Source organism: Streptomyces goshikiensis (genome assembly GCF_014650555.1).
Taxonomy (GTDB): domain Bacteria; phylum Actinomycetota; class Actinomycetes; order Streptomycetales; family Streptomycetaceae; genus Streptomyces; species Streptomyces goshikiensis.
The window spans coordinates 42,810-56,142 of sequence record NZ_BMVE01000007.1; the positions used below are offsets into that span (position 1 = coordinate 42,810).

A 13,333-nucleotide genomic window follows, 5' to 3' on the forward strand; every position below is an offset into this window, starting at 1 on the left:
GACGAGCCCCTCACGCCCCAGGGACCCGCCCATGCGCCAGAATCCGGAGCGCCGCGCCGCGCTGCTCGACGCCGCGATCGAAGTGCTGGCCGCCGAGGGCTCGCGAGGCCTGACCCTGCGCGCGGTCGACAAGGAGGCTGGCGTACCGACCGGCACGGCCTCGAACTACTTCGCCAACCGGGCCCAGCTGCTCGTCCAGATCCTGCACCGCACCCGGGAACGGCTGGTTCCCGACCCGGCCGAACTGGCCGGCCCGCTGGACACCAAGGTGCTGCTCGGCCAGCTCCTCGCCCGGATGCGGCGCGAGCGCAGCGTCCACATCGCGATGCTGGAGCTGCGGCTGGAGGCGACCCGGCGCCCCGAGCTCCAGGCGGAGGCCGCCCGGTTCCAGGGCGCCGAACTGGAGGCGAACGTCGCCTGGCACCTGGAGGCGGGCCTGCCCGGGGACCGGCAGGGGGTCGTCCTGATCTACCTGGCGATGCTGGGCCTGATCGTGGACGACCTGACCGTTCCGGCGGTCCTGGAGCCCCATCCCGTGGAGGGGCTCATTGAGGCAATGGTCGAGCGCCTCCTCCCGGATCCGCCCGCGGAGTGACTATCGTGCCGGTGGGGGAAGACCGGACACGGGAGGACACCGTGCTGACAGCCGACATATCGGACGCCGTCGGGGACACGGGCGGCAGCGGCATCCAGTGGCTCGCCCACTGGGACGGCTGGTTCGTCAGCCTGACCTTCGCCCGGGGCATAGCGCCCGAGGAACTCGCCGCGCGGCTCGGCGCGCTGCCCGGCATCCGCCCCGGCCCGCTGGGCGCCTCGGACGCGTGGAGCATGGCCGGCGAGACCGTGGACGGCGACGGCGTGGCCCGCGTCGGCCGCTGGGGCGGCTGGTCCTTCGCCGTCGAGCACGGCATGCCGTCCGGCGCCGAGCGGCTCGCCGAGGTCTCGTGGGGCGGCGTCGAGGCCGTCCACCTGGACCCGCAGCCCGACCACCCGCCGCGGCAGTTCGCGTACGCCCGGGACGGGGAGCTGCTGTGCTGCTTCGGCCTCGGCGAGGAGTGCTGGCGGGGCGGCCACCAGCCGGACCTCCTGCTCCCGGAGCTGGTCGCGGCCAAGATCCTCCTGCCGGACGGCGCCTGCGCGCGCCCCGAGGACGAGCCGTGGGAGGAGCGCGACCGGCTCACCCTCGCCGTACTGGAATCCCGCTTCGCGCTGGCCCTGCCGAGGCACCTGGTCGAGGACGCCCCGCTCCCGGCCTTCGTGACCTGCACGCGGTAGCGGTGGCGGAGGCGGCCGCGCCGACGGAGCCGCCGCCGCGCGCCCGGTCTCCACGCCCACCTTTCCCGTTCGCCCCTCTCGGGGGCGCGTTCCGGGCAGGATGGAGAGCCGCAGGGCGCTGGCCCGGCGTGCGGTGATCTTATGCTCAGGTTTAAGCGCGTCCGCTGGTTTTGCGGCCTGTGACCCACTTTGATGGGTTCGCCAGGCCTCGTACCGGAGCAGGGGGATCACTCATGGGCGCCGATCACAGCCAGAAGGACAGCACACCCACCCTCATCGGTTCCGTGCAGCGCGCGCTGCGCCTCGTCGAGGCGATGCACGCGGAGGGCGAAGCGACGGCGAAGCGCTTGTCGCGGGTGACCGGAATCCCGTTGCCGACCGTCTACCACCTCCTCCGCACCCTCAGCCACGAGGGATATGTGCGGCGCGAGCACGGGGCGTTCAGGCTCGCGGAGGACCTTCCGCTTGCTTCGTGAGCAGAAGTGGACGGGTTCCGGCCAAGCTGCTTAGCACACCTGTGCATGTTCCAGCGGAAAATGCCAGAACGCCCTTTCGTACTGTGGAACTTGAGTAAGTTCCCTCCTGTCGCGCCGTACGACCGTGCACCCAGCACGTCTGGCCGGGAGGGGAGCCCGCGTGCCCGGGATCGACGAATGCCTGCTCGAAGCCATGACCCTGCCCGGGGCGCGGGGTGCCGCGCTGGTCGACTGGAGCAGTGGACTGGCCCTCGGCACCGTCGGGGAATCACCCGTGGGGGACCACGAGACCACCGCCGCGGAAACCGCCGAACTGGCCCGCGCCGCCGCCGAGTACGAGTCCTTCGCCCCGGCGGCACCGGAAACCGGAACCCCCGACCCGGCAGGTCCGCCGCTGGAGGACCTGATCGTCACCACCCGCACCGGCTACCACGTCCTGCGCTTCGTCGAGACGAGCTTCGACAGCAGCGTCTTCCTCCACCTCTGGCTCGACCGCGCCGACGGAAACCTCGCCCTCGCCCGCCACCGACTCCGCGCCCTCGCCGAGGGACTGGTACTCAGATGACCCCCTCCACCCTCCCCGGTATCTCCGTTGAGGTGTCCCCCTTGCTCACCCGGCTCGCCGCCGAACGCGCCACCGGCGCCCTCCTCCGCGACCGCGGCACCCTCTTCCTCGAAGACGGCCGCATCGTCCATGCCGAAAGCCCCGCCACCCCCGGACTCGACGTCCTCCTCACCACCGGCGGCGGACTCGCCCCCGAGCGCTGGCGGGAGGCCGTCGACCGGGCCGGCGCCCGCCGGCAGGTCGCCCGCTTCCTCGTCGACAGCGGCGGGCTCGCGGGAGGTGAACTGGAAATCTGCCACCTCGCCGCGATATTCGACGCCGCCTTCTTCGCCCTCTCCCCGGGCAGCGGCCCCTCCCGCTTCCGCCGCGGGGCCACCCACTGGATCGGATCCATGCGCTCCGTCCCCGCGGCCGCCGTGGAACGCGAGACCCGCCGCCGCCGAGAACTCCTCGACGCGGTCTGGCCCTACCCGCTGCTCGACACCGCCCCGGTGGTGCCACGGGCCGCCGCCCCCGGCCAGACCGTCACCGCACGCCAACGGCTCCTGCTGGCGCAGGCGGACGGCATACGGACGCCGGCCGACCTCGCCTGGGTGCTGGGCCGGCCGGCCTTCCACACGCTGCTCGACGTACGCAGACTCGCGGCGGCCGGACTGGTCGACACCCCGCACGCTCCCGCTCCGGCACCGGTGGAAGCGCCGCTGCCCGACTGGATGACCCAAGCCCAACCTCCGGACGTGGCGCTGCTCCGCCGGTTACGCGACGCACTGGAGGCAAGCCTGTGAGGCTCCCGCTGCGACCGGTCCTGCGCACCGAACGCTCCGAGCGGAGGCAGCCCGAAAGGAGTAAGGCCGACATGAGTACGGCGATGGTGTCCGCCGAGTCCGAAGCCGAGATACTCGCCGAGCTCCGCCGGCTGCGCGCCCGCGTCCCCCAGCTCACCGGCGCCCTCGCCGCGAGCGTCGACGGCCTCGTGCTCGCCCAGGACAGTGCCTCCGCCGAGGCGGAGGCCGTGGCGGCCCTGACCGCCGCCGCCCTCGGCGTGGCCCAGCGGCTCAGCGACAGCACCGGCCAAGGCGGCTTCCGTGAACTCCTCGTCCGCGGCGAACACGGGTACGTCGCCACCTACGCGGCCGGCGAAGCCGCCGTCCTCACCCTCATCGCGCAGCCGCGCGTCAACGTCGGCCGCCTCCACCTGGAAGCGCGCCGCTCCAGCGTCCGCATCGCCGAGCTCATAGAGCACAGCCTCGGCCGCCGGGGCCCGGGTGCGAACCCCCCGGGCGCCCCGCCGGCCTGAGCCCCCCAGACCACCCCTCGCAGTACCGAAATCCAGGACAGTTCAGCAGTTCAACGAGAAAGAGGAATCCCTCATGGTCAACGTGGAGACCGCCCTCAAGGAAGCCACCACCACCATCGAAGGCGCGATCGGCGCAGCCCTCGTCGACTACGGCAGCGGCATGGCCCTCGGCACCATCGGTGGCGGCAAGGACCTTGACCTCGCCGTGGCCGCGGCGGGCAACACCGACGTGGTGCGCGCGAAGGTCCGCACCATGGAGATGCTGGGCCTCAAGGACGAGATCGAGGACATCCTGATCACCCTCGGCGGCCAATACCACCTGATCCGGCTGATGAAGGCGCGGGGATCCGACGGATTCTTCCTCTATCTGGCCCTCGATCGGGGCAGGGCGAACCTCGCGATGGCGAGGCACCAGCTGAAGAAGATCGAAAACGATCTGGAGGTGTAGGGCCGCAGGCCGCCGTCACAGCGCGTTCCAGGATGAAAGACGGACCGGTCCGGGCCGACCGATGAGTTTCGGTCCCGGCTCCGGTCTGTAGGTGCGGGACGCTGGTCCCGCACACACTCTGGAGGCAGTCATGAGCGTCAGCGGCAAGGGCTTCACCACCTGTCTGTGGTTCGACGGCGACGCGGAAGCCGCAGCCGACTACTACATGTCGGTGTTCAAGGACGGCAGGATCGGCCGCATCGGCCGCTACAACGAAGCGGGCCCCGGTACGGCCGGCGAGGTCATGGTCGTCGAGTTCGAGATCAACGGACAGAAGTTCGTCGGCCTCAACGGCGGACCGCAGTTCCCGTTCACCGAGGCCATCTCCTTCCAGATCCACACGGAGGAGGAGGCCGAGTCGGACTACTACTACGACGCGCTCACCGGGGACGGCGGCCAGGAGTCCGCCTGCGGCTGGGTCAAGGACAGGTTCGGCGTCTCCTGGCAGGTCATCCCGCCGGGCGCCATCGAGCTGATCTCCGACCCCGACCCGGAGCGGGCGGCCCGCGCGACCGCCGCCATGATGAAGATGAAGAAGCTCGACGTGGCGGAGCTGCGGCGGGCCGCCGACGGCGCCTGAACGGCGCCCGCGTCCTTCGGCGGCCTCAGGGCCTCAGTGGCGGGACCAGCCGCTCGTGACCCGGTCCCACAAGGAGCGGGTCGCGCCGAAGCCGCTCTCGTGCACCCAGACATGCGTGCACGACGGGCACTGCAGGTTCAGCAGGCTGCCGGTGTTGGACAGCATGTAGCGCCAGTGCTCGGAGCAGGTGCGGCGCTGCTCGCACGGCTCGCAGCCGCGGGCGTCGTCACAGCTCGGGCAGGCCACCCACGCCCGGCGTCCGATGTCCGCCTGCGGGTCAAGCGGCAGCACGGCCGCCCCCGCGCCGCGGCAGCACGCCGGCCGCGACGAGGTCGTCGTAGAGGCGCTGCTGGTCCGCGTCGAGACCGGAGTACAGCAGGTCGTACGCCGCCTCTTCGCCGCGCAGCACCTCGATCGGGTCCCAGTCGGGGCCGATGGCGGCCAGGACCTGGGCCTGCCGGAGCGCCTCCTGCGCGGTGAGGTCGACGGCGAAGTCGACCAGCTCGGGGGAGCCGGGCCGGCCGGCGCCGTCCGGGCCGGTGGGGGGTGTGGGGGAGGGAGCCATACAACGAACTTAGGTAACCCTTCCTTCTCCGGGCAAGAGGGGGTGGGAGATGTCACAGCCGCCCGGGACGGGCTCCCGGGCGGTGCGCGCGTTGTGTTCCAAGATCCACATCGGTGAGACTGCGCGGTATGACAAGGGAAAGAACGGGCCGGATCATCGGCGCGAGCTTCGGGCTCGCCTTCATCCAGGTGAACGCGGGCGCCCTGCCGGTCGCCGCGGGCACCGCGCTGCGGGTGCTGGCGGTGGCCGCCTTCGTCGCTCTGCTGATCACGCTGCGCCGCGCGCCCGCGTCCGGGCCCGCGCCCCGGCCCGAGGCGGCCGCCGAGGCCGCGCCGGCCGTGCACTTCGGGCGGCGCTACCGGTACGTGGTGGCCGCCGAAGCGGTCGTCGGCGTCGCCGGCATCGTGGTCATCAACAACGTGCTGCACACCCCGCGGGCCACGGTGGGCTGGATCGCCCTCGTGGTCGGCGTGCACTTCTTCGGCCTCGCGGTCGTCTGGCGGATGCCTGCGCTCCACCTGCTGGGCGCGGGGCTGTCCGGGTGCGGCGCCGCCGGGCTGGCGCTGGCCGCCGCCGGAGCCCCGCAGGCGGCCGTCGCCGCCGTCGCGGGAGTGCTCCCGGGCGCGCTGCTGCTCGGATCGGCCTGGTGGAAGGTGCGCGGCGACGCGGAGCCCCGCCGCGCCGCCACCCCCAGCTCCGGCGCGGCCGTCAGCTGACCCGCGCACCCCGCCGGGGCCCGGGCGCGGCCGAAGCCGGCGCCCGCTGGGCTGGTGCCTGCTGGGCCGGCGCCCGCTGGGCCGGCGCCCGGCTGGGCCCTGTCGTCATGCCGGCGCCCGGGCCGCGGCGCCCGGCGCCGCACGGCACCGGACTTAGGCGGCAGGCCCTACGCGGCGATCCGGGTGAGGAGGGCCGGTAGGGCGGTGCCGATCGGTTCGCGGATGACCTCGTCGGCCAGCTCGTCGTACGGGGTCTCCTCCGCGTTCACGATGATCAGCCGGGCCCCCGCCGTCGCGGCCATGCCGGCCAGCGAGGCGGCCGGCTGCACCTGGAGCGTCGTCCCGACGGCGATGAAGACCTGACACCCCTTGGCCACGGCCACGGCCTGCGCCAGTACCTGCGGGTCGAGCCGCTCGCCGAACATCACGGTCGCCGACTTCAGGATCCCGCCGCACGCCAGACACGCGGGATCCGGTTCCCCGGCGGCGACCCGGGCCAGCGCCTCCTCCATCCCCGACCGGGCGTGACAGGCCGTGCAGAGCACCGACCGGGCGGTGCCGTGCAGCTCGAAGACCTTGCGCGCGGGCATCCCGGCGAGCTGGTGCAGCCCGTCCACGTTCTGGGTGATCACCCGGACCGGGGTCCCGCCCCGCTCCAGCTCCGCGACGGCCCGGTGCGCGGCGTTCGGCCGCGCCCCGAGGGCGCCGATCTCGGCGCGCATCCGCCAGGAGCGCCGCCGGATCTCCGGGTCGGCCATGTAGTACTCGTACGTCACGAGCTTCTCGGCATCCGGGTCACGCCGCCACAACCCCTGGGGCCCCCGGTAGTCCGGAATCCCGGAGTCGGTGGACATCCCGGCCCCACTGAACACTGCGACAAGCGGCTTTCCCATGATCCGACCCTACGTACGGCCCGCGTCCCCCCGCGAACGGATTAACCTCCGCCCCCGCAAGCGGCGCGCCGCCGGATGGTCGTGTCTGCGGTGAATCCCGCCCGCCACCGGAGTGAGATCCGCCCCGCGCCCCTCCTGCGCAGCCGCCCGGGCGGTTAAGAAACGGGGCATGAAGCCCCTGACGCACATCCTCGGCGCCCTGCTCGTGACCGTCCTCGCCGCCGCCCCCTCCGCGGCGGCGACAACGGTCACCGCACCGGCCCCGCCCCACGACGCCGCCCAGATCAGAACCTTCCTCACCGATTTCTACGGCCATCACGGACCCTCCGAGGCCAACCGCTACGACCGGATCTCCCAGGCCCTCAGGGACAAACAGCAGCAATCCGATGTCGACGTGCTGTTGTGCTCCCGGAGCACCCCGGAGCAGATCGAGGTCGGCGCCGTCACCGTCGCCCCGGGAGCGCGCGTCGGATGGGCCACCGTCACCACCCACTGGGGCCGCGGAGCCGAGGCGCGCACCGACACCTTCACCGCGTACGTCCGCCTCGACTCCCGGCCGATCAGGCTCGACGACGTGATCTGCGCGGGCTGACGGCGCGTACTCCGGTCTCACGCCGGCCGGTTGGCACCAGCTGCCGGGGCCGCCGCGCATCTGGTACAACACCCGACATGACGGGATTCGAGATCACCGGCGCCAGCGCCGCAGACATGGAAATGATCCGCGCCTGGGCCGATGAGGAGGGCTGGAACCCGGGCGACACCGACCGCTTCGCCTTCGCGGTCGCCGACCCCGAGGGCTTCCTCGTCGGCCGTCTCGACGGCGAACCGGCCGCCTGCATCTCCGCCGTCCGCTACGGGGCCGGCTTCGGGTTCATCGGTTTCTACATCGCGCGCCCCGCCTTCCGTGGCCGTGGATACGGGATCCGGCTGTGGCAGGCCGGGATGGAGCGGCTCGACGGGCGGCTCGTCGGCCTGGACGGGGTGGTCGACCAGCAGGACAACTACCGCAAGTCCGGGTTCCGTTCGGCCTGGAACAACGTCCGCCACGAGGGTGTGCCGCAGGGGGCCGCGCTCGATGCGGCGGGCACGGACGGTGCGGACGGCGTGGAGATCGTGGACGCCGCCACCCTCCCCTTCCGTCAACTCGCCGCGTACGACCGCAGGTTCTTCCCCGCGTCCCGTGACGCCTTCCTCTCCGCCTGGACCGGCCTCCCGGGCCGCACCGCCCTCGCCGCCGTCCGGGACGGGCGGATCGAAGGGCTCGGAGTGATCCGCCCGTGCAGCTCCGCCTCCCGGATCGGACCGCTGTACGCCGCGACCCCGGGGGTGGCGGCCGCCCTGCTGCGGCGGCTCGCGGAGCACGCGCCCGGTGGGGAGGTCGCCGTGGACGTACCCGACGTGAACCGGGCCGCCACCGCCCTGTTCACCGGCCTGGGCCTGGTCCCCACCTTCGAGGCGGCCCGCATGTACACGGGCCCGGCCCCGGAGCTCGATCTGGCCGGCCTGTACGGGGTCACCAGCCTCGAACTCGGCTGACATCCGCGGGGCCGGGTCCGGAGCCGGGGCCGGGCGGCGGTCGCACGGCGCCGCCCGGCCCCTCTCCTCGTCGATACCGCGGGACGTCGCCGGACGCCGCGGGACGTCAGAAGCCGAACAGCGCCCCGGTGGTGTTCCGCAGGCCGCACGGGTTGCCGAAGGTGTACGAGTAGCTCATCCGGTGGCCCTGCCACACCCCGTCGGCTGTCACGGTCACGGGGTTCCACTCCCTGGTACACGCGGCGCCCCTGCCGGGCTTCGCCACCGCGTCCAACCGGTCGGAGTTCGCCCGCAGTTCGGCGCACGCGGCGGCGGGGGACGGGTGCGTGCCGCCCGGCCTCGGTGCGCAGACGAGGGTCACCGCGCGCAGCACCGTCCCGCTCGCGGCGTCCTCCCCGGCGGTGATGCCGAGCACGAGCGCCGACGGCGCGTACAGGCTTGCCGTGCCGGAGGGTGCGGCTCCGGCCGTTCCGGGCCAGGCCAGCGCGGTGAGCGCGGTGAGAGCCATGGCGGCGGAACCGAGTCCGAGACCCCTTGCGATGGACCGCATTTCGAACACTCCCTTGGGTTCGCGTTTCGGATAACGGACGGGAGTCTTGCGCACACGGGCTGTGAACGCCCGTTCGGACCCCTATTTCTCGTCACCGATCGTGAGCGCATGAGTGCAGTCCGCAGCGGTGCCGGGATGCTGACCTGTGGGGGAGCGCACGGCGGAAACGGCCGAACACACCCCCAGAAGCCCTTCGCGCGCCCCCTCGGGGGCCCGCTCTAGCCCGCGATGGCGTGCGGGGCGTAGAGGTCGATCAGGCGGGTCCGGGTCTGCTGGAGCCGCAGCGCGAGGACGCGCCCGACCCAGTGCCCGATGGCGGAGCCGAAGGCGGGATCGGCGTCCATCAGCACGCGTACGGTCGTCGCGTCGAACTCGTACGCGCGGACCGGTGTCATCGCCTCGGCGCTCAGCTGCCACACGTACGGCGGGAACAGCCAGGACCAGCCGACCAGCTCACCGGGGCCGAGGCTCTCGATCGGCGTGGGCCGGCGGCTGGGCATGGGGACCTCCAGGGTCATCGTGCCGGAACGCACGATCCAGAAGGACTCCGCGCGGGCGCCTTCGTCGAAGACCCGGGCGCCCTCCGGGAAATTGACCTCGCGGGCGTGGGACATGAGCCGTCCACGGTGCTCGGTGGACAGGACGGCGGCGATCCGTACAGGGGAAGGTGTGCTCACGACGGCCTCCGATCACGACCCCCCGGGACGCTCCTGCTCCCCCCAGTGTCGCCGAATCCCGGCGATCCAGGGCCGGCCCGTCACCGATCGGTGCGTCGCGGCCGCCCGGCGGCCCTGAACGGGCCGCGGCGAGGCCCGGCGCCCCCGGCGACACCCGCCCGGCACCTCGACGCCCGTCGGCGGTCGACCTCGCGCCCGCCGGCCCCCACCCGGCGGCCCGCGCCCGCCAGCGGCCGCCTGTCGGCCCGTGCCCGTGCCCGCGCCCGGCGGCCCGCGGCCGGGGGCGCCGCGAACCTAGTCCTCGGCGTTCGCCTCCAGGCAGGCCAGTTCCATCGCGTCGAGCACCGCCTCGTGGCTGCGCCGGCTCAGCTCCGCCACGTTCTCGATCTGGGCCGTCGCCCAGGCCGCCAGGGTCATCACGAGGACGCGGAGGCCGTCGGTGCCGTGCTCGGCGAGGATCGCGTCCGCCACCAGCATGGCCTCCTCGGGCACCTGCTCAGGGGGCTCCATACCGGCCAGCCCGCGCAGCATCGCGAGCGTGCGGCGCGAGATCTCCGGGGTCATCCTCGCAAGCCGCATGTCTTCTTCGTCGTCCATCCGCCCCACCCTCCCGTGCCGTGCCCAACCCTGAGGGCACGGTAGGCCCGCCGGGCGCCGCGCGGGGCCGTTTCGACAGGGTGACCCTGTGTGAAGGGGTGGCGAGGGCCGCGTCCGGTTGACGGGACTCCGGGCCCGCACGGCCCCGCCAGGGGCCCGAAAGTGCCCGCGCGCGTGGCTTCCGCTCCAGCTGACCGGCCGGTAACTTGACCGCGGCAATCCCCGACGTCCGGCCCCTGTCAGGAGCGAGATGCAGAACCACCTCTTACGCGCGATACCGGGCGTCCTCATGCTCCTGGCGGGGCTCCTGCCCGCCGTGGCGGCGACCCCGGCGGCCGCCGCTGCCGCCCCCGCGCCCGCCGTCGCGCCCGCCTGGACGGCGCCGCTGTCCACCCGCGGCCGCTACATCGTGGACGCGAACGGCGACCGGTTCCGCCTCCGCTCCGGCAACTGGGACGGAGCCCAGGGCTCCTGGAACGGCTCCGGCGACCGCAACGATCCCGCGACCCACCACAGCGGCCAGGACTCCCACGGCATCCCGCTCGGACTCGACCGGGTGCCCCTGCCCACCCTGCTGGCCGACTTCCGCGCCCTCGGCCTCAACAGCATCCGGCTGCCGTTCTCCAACGAGATGCTCCGCACCGCCGCCCCCGTCCCCGATGCGGCCGTCGCCGCGAACCCCGCCCTGCGCGGCCGCACCCCGCTCCAGGTCTACGACGCGGTCGTCGCCGCCCTCACCGACGCCGGGTTCGCCGTCATCCTGAACAACCACACCGGCACCACCCGCTGGTGCTGCGGCCTCGACGGCAACGAACGCTGGAACAGCGGCCGCTCCACCGCTCAGTGGGCCGACGACTGGGTGTTCCTCGCCCGCCGCTACCGCGACAACCCGCGCGTGGTCGGCGTGGACCTCTACAACGAGGTGCGCCGCGACGTCTTCGACGACCCCAACTGGGGCCTCGGCGACGGCCACGACTGGCACGCGGCCGCCCAGGAGGCCGCCGACCGGATCCTCACCGAGGCCAACCCGAACCTGCTCATCGTGATCGAGGGCATCAACTGGACCGGCATCCCCGTGGACGGCTTCGCCCACGGCCGCCCCGCCCTCGCCCCCGTCCGCACCCTCTCCCACACCCTGGCCGTCTCCCACAAGCTCGTCTACGCCGCCCACTTCTACGGCTACACCGGCCCCCACCACAGCGGCGCCACCGGCATCGGCGAGACCAGCGACCTCCGCTACCAGGACATGACCCCGGCCCAGCTCGAACAGACCCTCTACGACCAGGCCTTCTTCGTCTCCGCCGAAACCGGTACGCACTTCACCGCACCCGTGTGGATCAGCGAGTTCGGCATCGGCGCCGACGAGACCGGCGCGAAGCCCCGCGCCTGGTTCGAGAACCTCACCGGCTACCTGACCCGCGCCGACGCCGACTTCGCCTACTGGCCCCTGGTCGGCTGGAGCACCACCGCGCAGGGCGCCCCGGGCGGCGACAGCTGGGCGATGCTCCGCTACGACAACACCGGCCGCCGCTCCGGCGTACCGGACCCGGCGGACTGGCGCACACGGCCGTGGACCGGGCTCGCGGGCACGGCGGGCCGCACCGGCGCGATCCCCGAAGCCCCCGCCTGGTACCAGCTCGACATCGACCACCGCGACCACAACGCCTCGCTGCTCACCAGGGCCGCCGGGGACTGGGACAGCGGCGCCCGCAAGGCCGTCTGCCCCGACGGCTCCCGGCTGGCCGGCCTCGCCCACACCGGCGGCCGGGGCCTGTGCGCCGGCTCCGGCCTGCGCGCCCCGACGGGCGGGAACACGGTGGTCCGCGACGAGGCCCACGTCCCGCCCGGCGGGGACTGGGCGAGCGGGTACACGAAGCTCCAGTGCCCGGCCGGGCAGTACCTGACCGGCTACAGCCTGCGGGGCGAACGCGTCTCGGCGGCCCTGTGCGCCCCGGCGCGCACCGCCCTCCCGGCGGCGGCCGGCCGTACGGTGTGGTTCGACCGCGGCGACAACCGCCCGCCCGGTGCGGGCGGCGGCGAGTTCGCGTACGGCAACTACAAGGGCCAGTGCCTGCTCACCGAGTACGCGGCGGGCATCGCCTTCACCACCCGCGCCGCCTCCCGCCAGGGCCCGGCGGCCCTCCTGTGCCGCCCCCTTCCGGCCGGGTGACCGGGGCGGAGCCGCTTCGGGGTCCGTCCGTTCACGCCCGGGCGGTCCCCGTGGCCGGCCCCGCGGCGGCGATCAGCGACGGCAGGTCGCGCATGTCGGTGAAGACCACCGTGCCCGGTCCGGCGAGGGCCTCCGCCGGGGTCAGCCCGCCCGCGTAGCCGAAGGAGCGCATGCCCGCCGCGCGGGCCGCCTCGACGCCCGGGCGGCTGTCCTCGACCACCACGCAGGCCGCCGGGTCGACGCCCATCCGCCGGGCGGCGTGGAGGAACAGGTCGGGGGCGGGCTTGCCCCGGGAGACCTCGGTGGCGCTGTGGATCCGGCCCTCGAACCGCTCGTACAGGCCGGTGCGGCCGAGGGTGTGCCGCATCTTCTCGTGCGAGCCGCTGGAGGCCACGCAGGTCGCCAGGGTGATCGCGTCGAGCGCCTCGGGCAGGCCGTCGACCGGGGTGAGCCCCGCGTCCACCGCCTCCGCGTGCAGGGTCACGAACCGCTCGTCCCACACCCGCGCCGCCTCGGCGCCGATCCGGGCGGCCACCAGCTCCCGTATCGAGGCGCTGGAGCGGCCGATGAACCGGCGGACCACCTCTTCCTCGGTGAGCGGCCAGCCGAGTTCGGCGCCGAGCGCGACGTTCACCCGGGCGGCGATCCGCTCGCTGTCGACGAGCACCCCGTCGCAGTCGAAGATCACGAGCTCGACGGCTGCGGTCGGTGCGGTCGGTGCCGTCGGTGCGGTTGGCCGGATCGGATCGGACGGGGTGGTCTCGGTCGGCAAGATCATGTGGGAAGGATAGGCCGGACCGCCCGAGCCGGGTAAAGTCCCGCATCCCGTGGGCATCCGATGGGTCAAGTGGGGTGTCCGCCGGGCCGAATCGACCTAGAGTGCGGCCAACGCCTATGACCGTTCGGCCGTTCGCACGATCGGTTTCACGCCAAGAGCCAACGGTCCACG

General features: G+C 73.4%; 19 protein-coding genes. 12 read left to right on the forward strand and 7 right to left on the reverse strand.

Annotation, left to right across the window (positions count from 1 at the left end; genetic code table 11):
* Positions 1-31: 31 nt before the first annotated feature.
* The 8 genes from IE248_RS21275 (at position 32) to IE248_RS21310 (ending at position 4,680) form a co-directional block, all read left to right on the forward strand.
* Positions 32-595 carry a TetR/AcrR family transcriptional regulator gene (locus tag IE248_RS21275; RefSeq protein WP_008742801.1) on the forward strand — a complete coding sequence of 188 codons (564 nt, stop codon included), beginning with the start codon at positions 32-34 and terminating at the stop codon, positions 593-595.
* A gap of 41 nt (positions 596-636) precedes the next feature.
* On the forward strand, positions 637-1,275 hold the full coding sequence (locus tag IE248_RS21280; protein WP_229895437.1) for a DUF6461 domain-containing protein: 639 nt from the start codon (positions 637-639) through the stop codon (positions 1,273-1,275).
* 233 nt (positions 1,276-1,508) lie between these two features.
* On the forward strand, positions 1,509-1,751 hold the full coding sequence (locus IE248_RS21285) for a helix-turn-helix domain-containing protein (protein ID WP_037794439.1): 243 nt from the start codon (positions 1,509-1,511) through the stop codon (positions 1,749-1,751).
* A gap of 160 nt (positions 1,752-1,911) precedes the next feature.
* On the forward strand, positions 1,912-2,316 hold the full coding sequence (locus IE248_RS21290; protein WP_008742805.1) for a hypothetical protein: 405 nt from the start codon (positions 1,912-1,914) through the stop codon (positions 2,314-2,316).
* Entirely contained in the window at positions 2,313-3,101 is a 789-nt protein-coding gene (locus IE248_RS21295; protein ID WP_008742806.1) for a hypothetical protein, read from the forward strand. Before IE248_RS21290 ends, IE248_RS21295 begins: the two co-directional genes overlap by 4 nt.
* A gap of 71 nt (positions 3,102-3,172) precedes the next feature.
* Positions 3,173-3,613, forward strand: coding sequence for a roadblock/LC7 domain-containing protein (locus IE248_RS21300; RefSeq protein WP_190031410.1), 441 nt, complete (start codon positions 3,173-3,175; stop codon positions 3,611-3,613).
* Positions 3,614-3,686: 73 nt separating this feature from the next.
* Positions 3,687-4,061, forward strand: a complete 375-nt coding sequence (locus IE248_RS21305; RefSeq protein ID WP_008742808.1) for a hypothetical protein — start codon at positions 3,687-3,689, stop codon at positions 4,059-4,061.
* A gap of 130 nt (positions 4,062-4,191) precedes the next feature.
* Positions 4,192-4,680 carry a VOC family protein gene (locus IE248_RS21310; protein WP_190031411.1) on the forward strand — a complete coding sequence of 163 codons (489 nt, stop codon included), beginning with the start codon at positions 4,192-4,194 and terminating at the stop codon, positions 4,678-4,680.
* A 33-nt stretch (positions 4,681-4,713) separates the two neighbouring features.
* Here the strand turns inward: IE248_RS21310 and IE248_RS21315 are convergent, their stop codons facing one another.
* Complete coding sequence (locus tag IE248_RS21315) at positions 4,714-4,971, reverse strand: hypothetical protein (RefSeq protein WP_008742810.1); 258 nt, start codon at positions 4,969-4,971, stop codon at positions 4,714-4,716.
* A complete protein-coding gene (locus IE248_RS21320) occupies positions 4,958-5,245 on the reverse strand; it encodes a DUF6400 family protein (RefSeq protein ID WP_100583763.1) in 288 nt (95 codons plus the stop codon). The genes IE248_RS21315 and IE248_RS21320 overlap by 14 nt, the downstream gene beginning before the upstream one ends.
* A 128-nt stretch (positions 5,246-5,373) precedes the next feature.
* Here IE248_RS21320 and IE248_RS21325 point away from each other — a divergent pair, with 128 nt between their 5' ends.
* A complete protein-coding gene (locus tag IE248_RS21325) occupies positions 5,374-5,961 on the forward strand; it encodes a hypothetical protein (protein WP_229895438.1) in 588 nt (195 codons plus the stop codon).
* A gap of 167 nt (positions 5,962-6,128) precedes the next feature.
* Here the strand turns inward: IE248_RS21325 and IE248_RS21330 are convergent, their stop codons facing one another.
* The gene (locus IE248_RS21330) at positions 6,129-6,854 is read right to left on the reverse strand and encodes an SIR2 family NAD-dependent protein deacylase (protein WP_190031412.1); all 726 of its coding nucleotides are present in this window, start codon (positions 6,852-6,854) and stop codon (positions 6,129-6,131) included.
* Positions 6,855-7,023: 169 nt separating this feature from the next.
* Here IE248_RS21330 and IE248_RS21335 point away from each other — a divergent pair, with 169 nt between their 5' ends.
* Positions 7,024-7,446: a hypothetical protein gene (locus tag IE248_RS21335; protein ID WP_190031413.1), complete on the forward strand. Its 423-nt coding sequence runs from the start codon at positions 7,024-7,026 to the stop codon at positions 7,444-7,446.
* A gap of 77 nt (positions 7,447-7,523) precedes the next feature.
* Complete coding sequence (locus IE248_RS21340) at positions 7,524-8,390, forward strand: GNAT family N-acetyltransferase (protein ID WP_073793910.1); 867 nt, start codon at positions 7,524-7,526, stop codon at positions 8,388-8,390.
* A gap of 106 nt (positions 8,391-8,496) precedes the next feature.
* Here IE248_RS21340 and IE248_RS21345 read toward each other — a convergent pair whose 3' ends face one another.
* From IE248_RS21345 to IE248_RS21355, 3 genes are all read right to left on the reverse strand, one after another.
* Positions 8,497-8,940: a subtilase-type protease inhibitor gene (locus tag IE248_RS21345; RefSeq protein WP_037794445.1), complete on the reverse strand. Its 444-nt coding sequence runs from the start codon at positions 8,938-8,940 to the stop codon at positions 8,497-8,499.
* A 218-nt stretch (positions 8,941-9,158) separates the two neighbouring features.
* On the reverse strand, positions 9,159-9,617 hold the full coding sequence (locus IE248_RS21350) for a Crp/Fnr family transcriptional regulator (RefSeq protein ID WP_123076111.1): 459 nt from the start codon (positions 9,615-9,617) through the stop codon (positions 9,159-9,161).
* A 294-nt stretch (positions 9,618-9,911) separates the two neighbouring features.
* The gene (locus IE248_RS21355) at positions 9,912-10,214 is read right to left on the reverse strand and encodes a hypothetical protein (protein ID WP_037794447.1); all 303 of its coding nucleotides are present in this window, start codon (positions 10,212-10,214) and stop codon (positions 9,912-9,914) included.
* 250 nt (positions 10,215-10,464) lie between these two features.
* Here IE248_RS21355 and IE248_RS21360 point away from each other — a divergent pair, with 250 nt between their 5' ends.
* A complete protein-coding gene (locus tag IE248_RS21360) occupies positions 10,465-12,384 on the forward strand; it encodes a glycoside hydrolase family 5 protein (protein ID WP_190031414.1) in 1,920 nt (639 codons plus the stop codon).
* 31 nt (positions 12,385-12,415) lie between these two features.
* On the opposite strand, the gene IE248_RS21365 is transcribed toward IE248_RS21360, so the two are convergent.
* Positions 12,416-13,156 (reverse strand): HAD family hydrolase, encoded by a 741-nt coding sequence (locus tag IE248_RS21365; RefSeq protein WP_229895458.1) that lies wholly within the window; start codon positions 13,154-13,156, stop codon positions 12,416-12,418.
* Between the last annotated feature and the right edge of the window lie 177 nt (positions 13,157-13,333).

Coding starts and splice junctions, on each gene's coding strand:
- IE248_RS21330 (WP_190031412.1), bottom strand. CDS start 6,854: ATGGGAAAGCCGCTTGTCGCAGTGTTCAGTGGGGCCGGGATGTCCACC.
- IE248_RS21300 (WP_190031410.1), top strand. CDS start 3,173: ATGAGTACGGCGATGGTGTCCGCCGAGTCCGAAGCCGAGATACTCGCC.
- IE248_RS21305 (WP_008742808.1), top strand. CDS start 3,687: ATGGTCAACGTGGAGACCGCCCTCAAGGAAGCCACCACCACCATCGAA.
- IE248_RS21355 (WP_037794447.1), bottom strand. CDS start 10,214: ATGGACGACGAAGAAGACATGCGGCTTGCGAGGATGACCCCGGAGATC.
- IE248_RS21275 (WP_008742801.1), top strand. CDS start 32: ATGCGCCAGAATCCGGAGCGCCGCGCCGCGCTGCTCGACGCCGCGATC.
- IE248_RS21295 (WP_008742806.1), top strand. CDS start 2,313: ATGACCCCCTCCACCCTCCCCGGTATCTCCGTTGAGGTGTCCCCCTTG.
- IE248_RS21335 (WP_190031413.1), top strand. CDS start 7,024: ATGAAGCCCCTGACGCACATCCTCGGCGCCCTGCTCGTGACCGTCCTC.
- IE248_RS21340 (WP_073793910.1), top strand. CDS start 7,524: ATGACGGGATTCGAGATCACCGGCGCCAGCGCCGCAGACATGGAAATG.
- IE248_RS21345 (WP_037794445.1), bottom strand. CDS start 8,940: ATGCGGTCCATCGCAAGGGGTCTCGGACTCGGTTCCGCCGCCATGGCT.
- IE248_RS21325 (WP_229895438.1), top strand. CDS start 5,374: ATGACAAGGGAAAGAACGGGCCGGATCATCGGCGCGAGCTTCGGGCTC.
- IE248_RS21320 (WP_100583763.1), bottom strand. CDS start 5,245: ATGGCTCCCTCCCCCACACCCCCCACCGGCCCGGACGGCGCCGGCCGG.
- IE248_RS21310 (WP_190031411.1), top strand. CDS start 4,192: ATGAGCGTCAGCGGCAAGGGCTTCACCACCTGTCTGTGGTTCGACGGC.
- IE248_RS21285 (WP_037794439.1), top strand. CDS start 1,509: ATGGGCGCCGATCACAGCCAGAAGGACAGCACACCCACCCTCATCGGT.
- IE248_RS21360 (WP_190031414.1), top strand. CDS start 10,465: ATGCAGAACCACCTCTTACGCGCGATACCGGGCGTCCTCATGCTCCTG.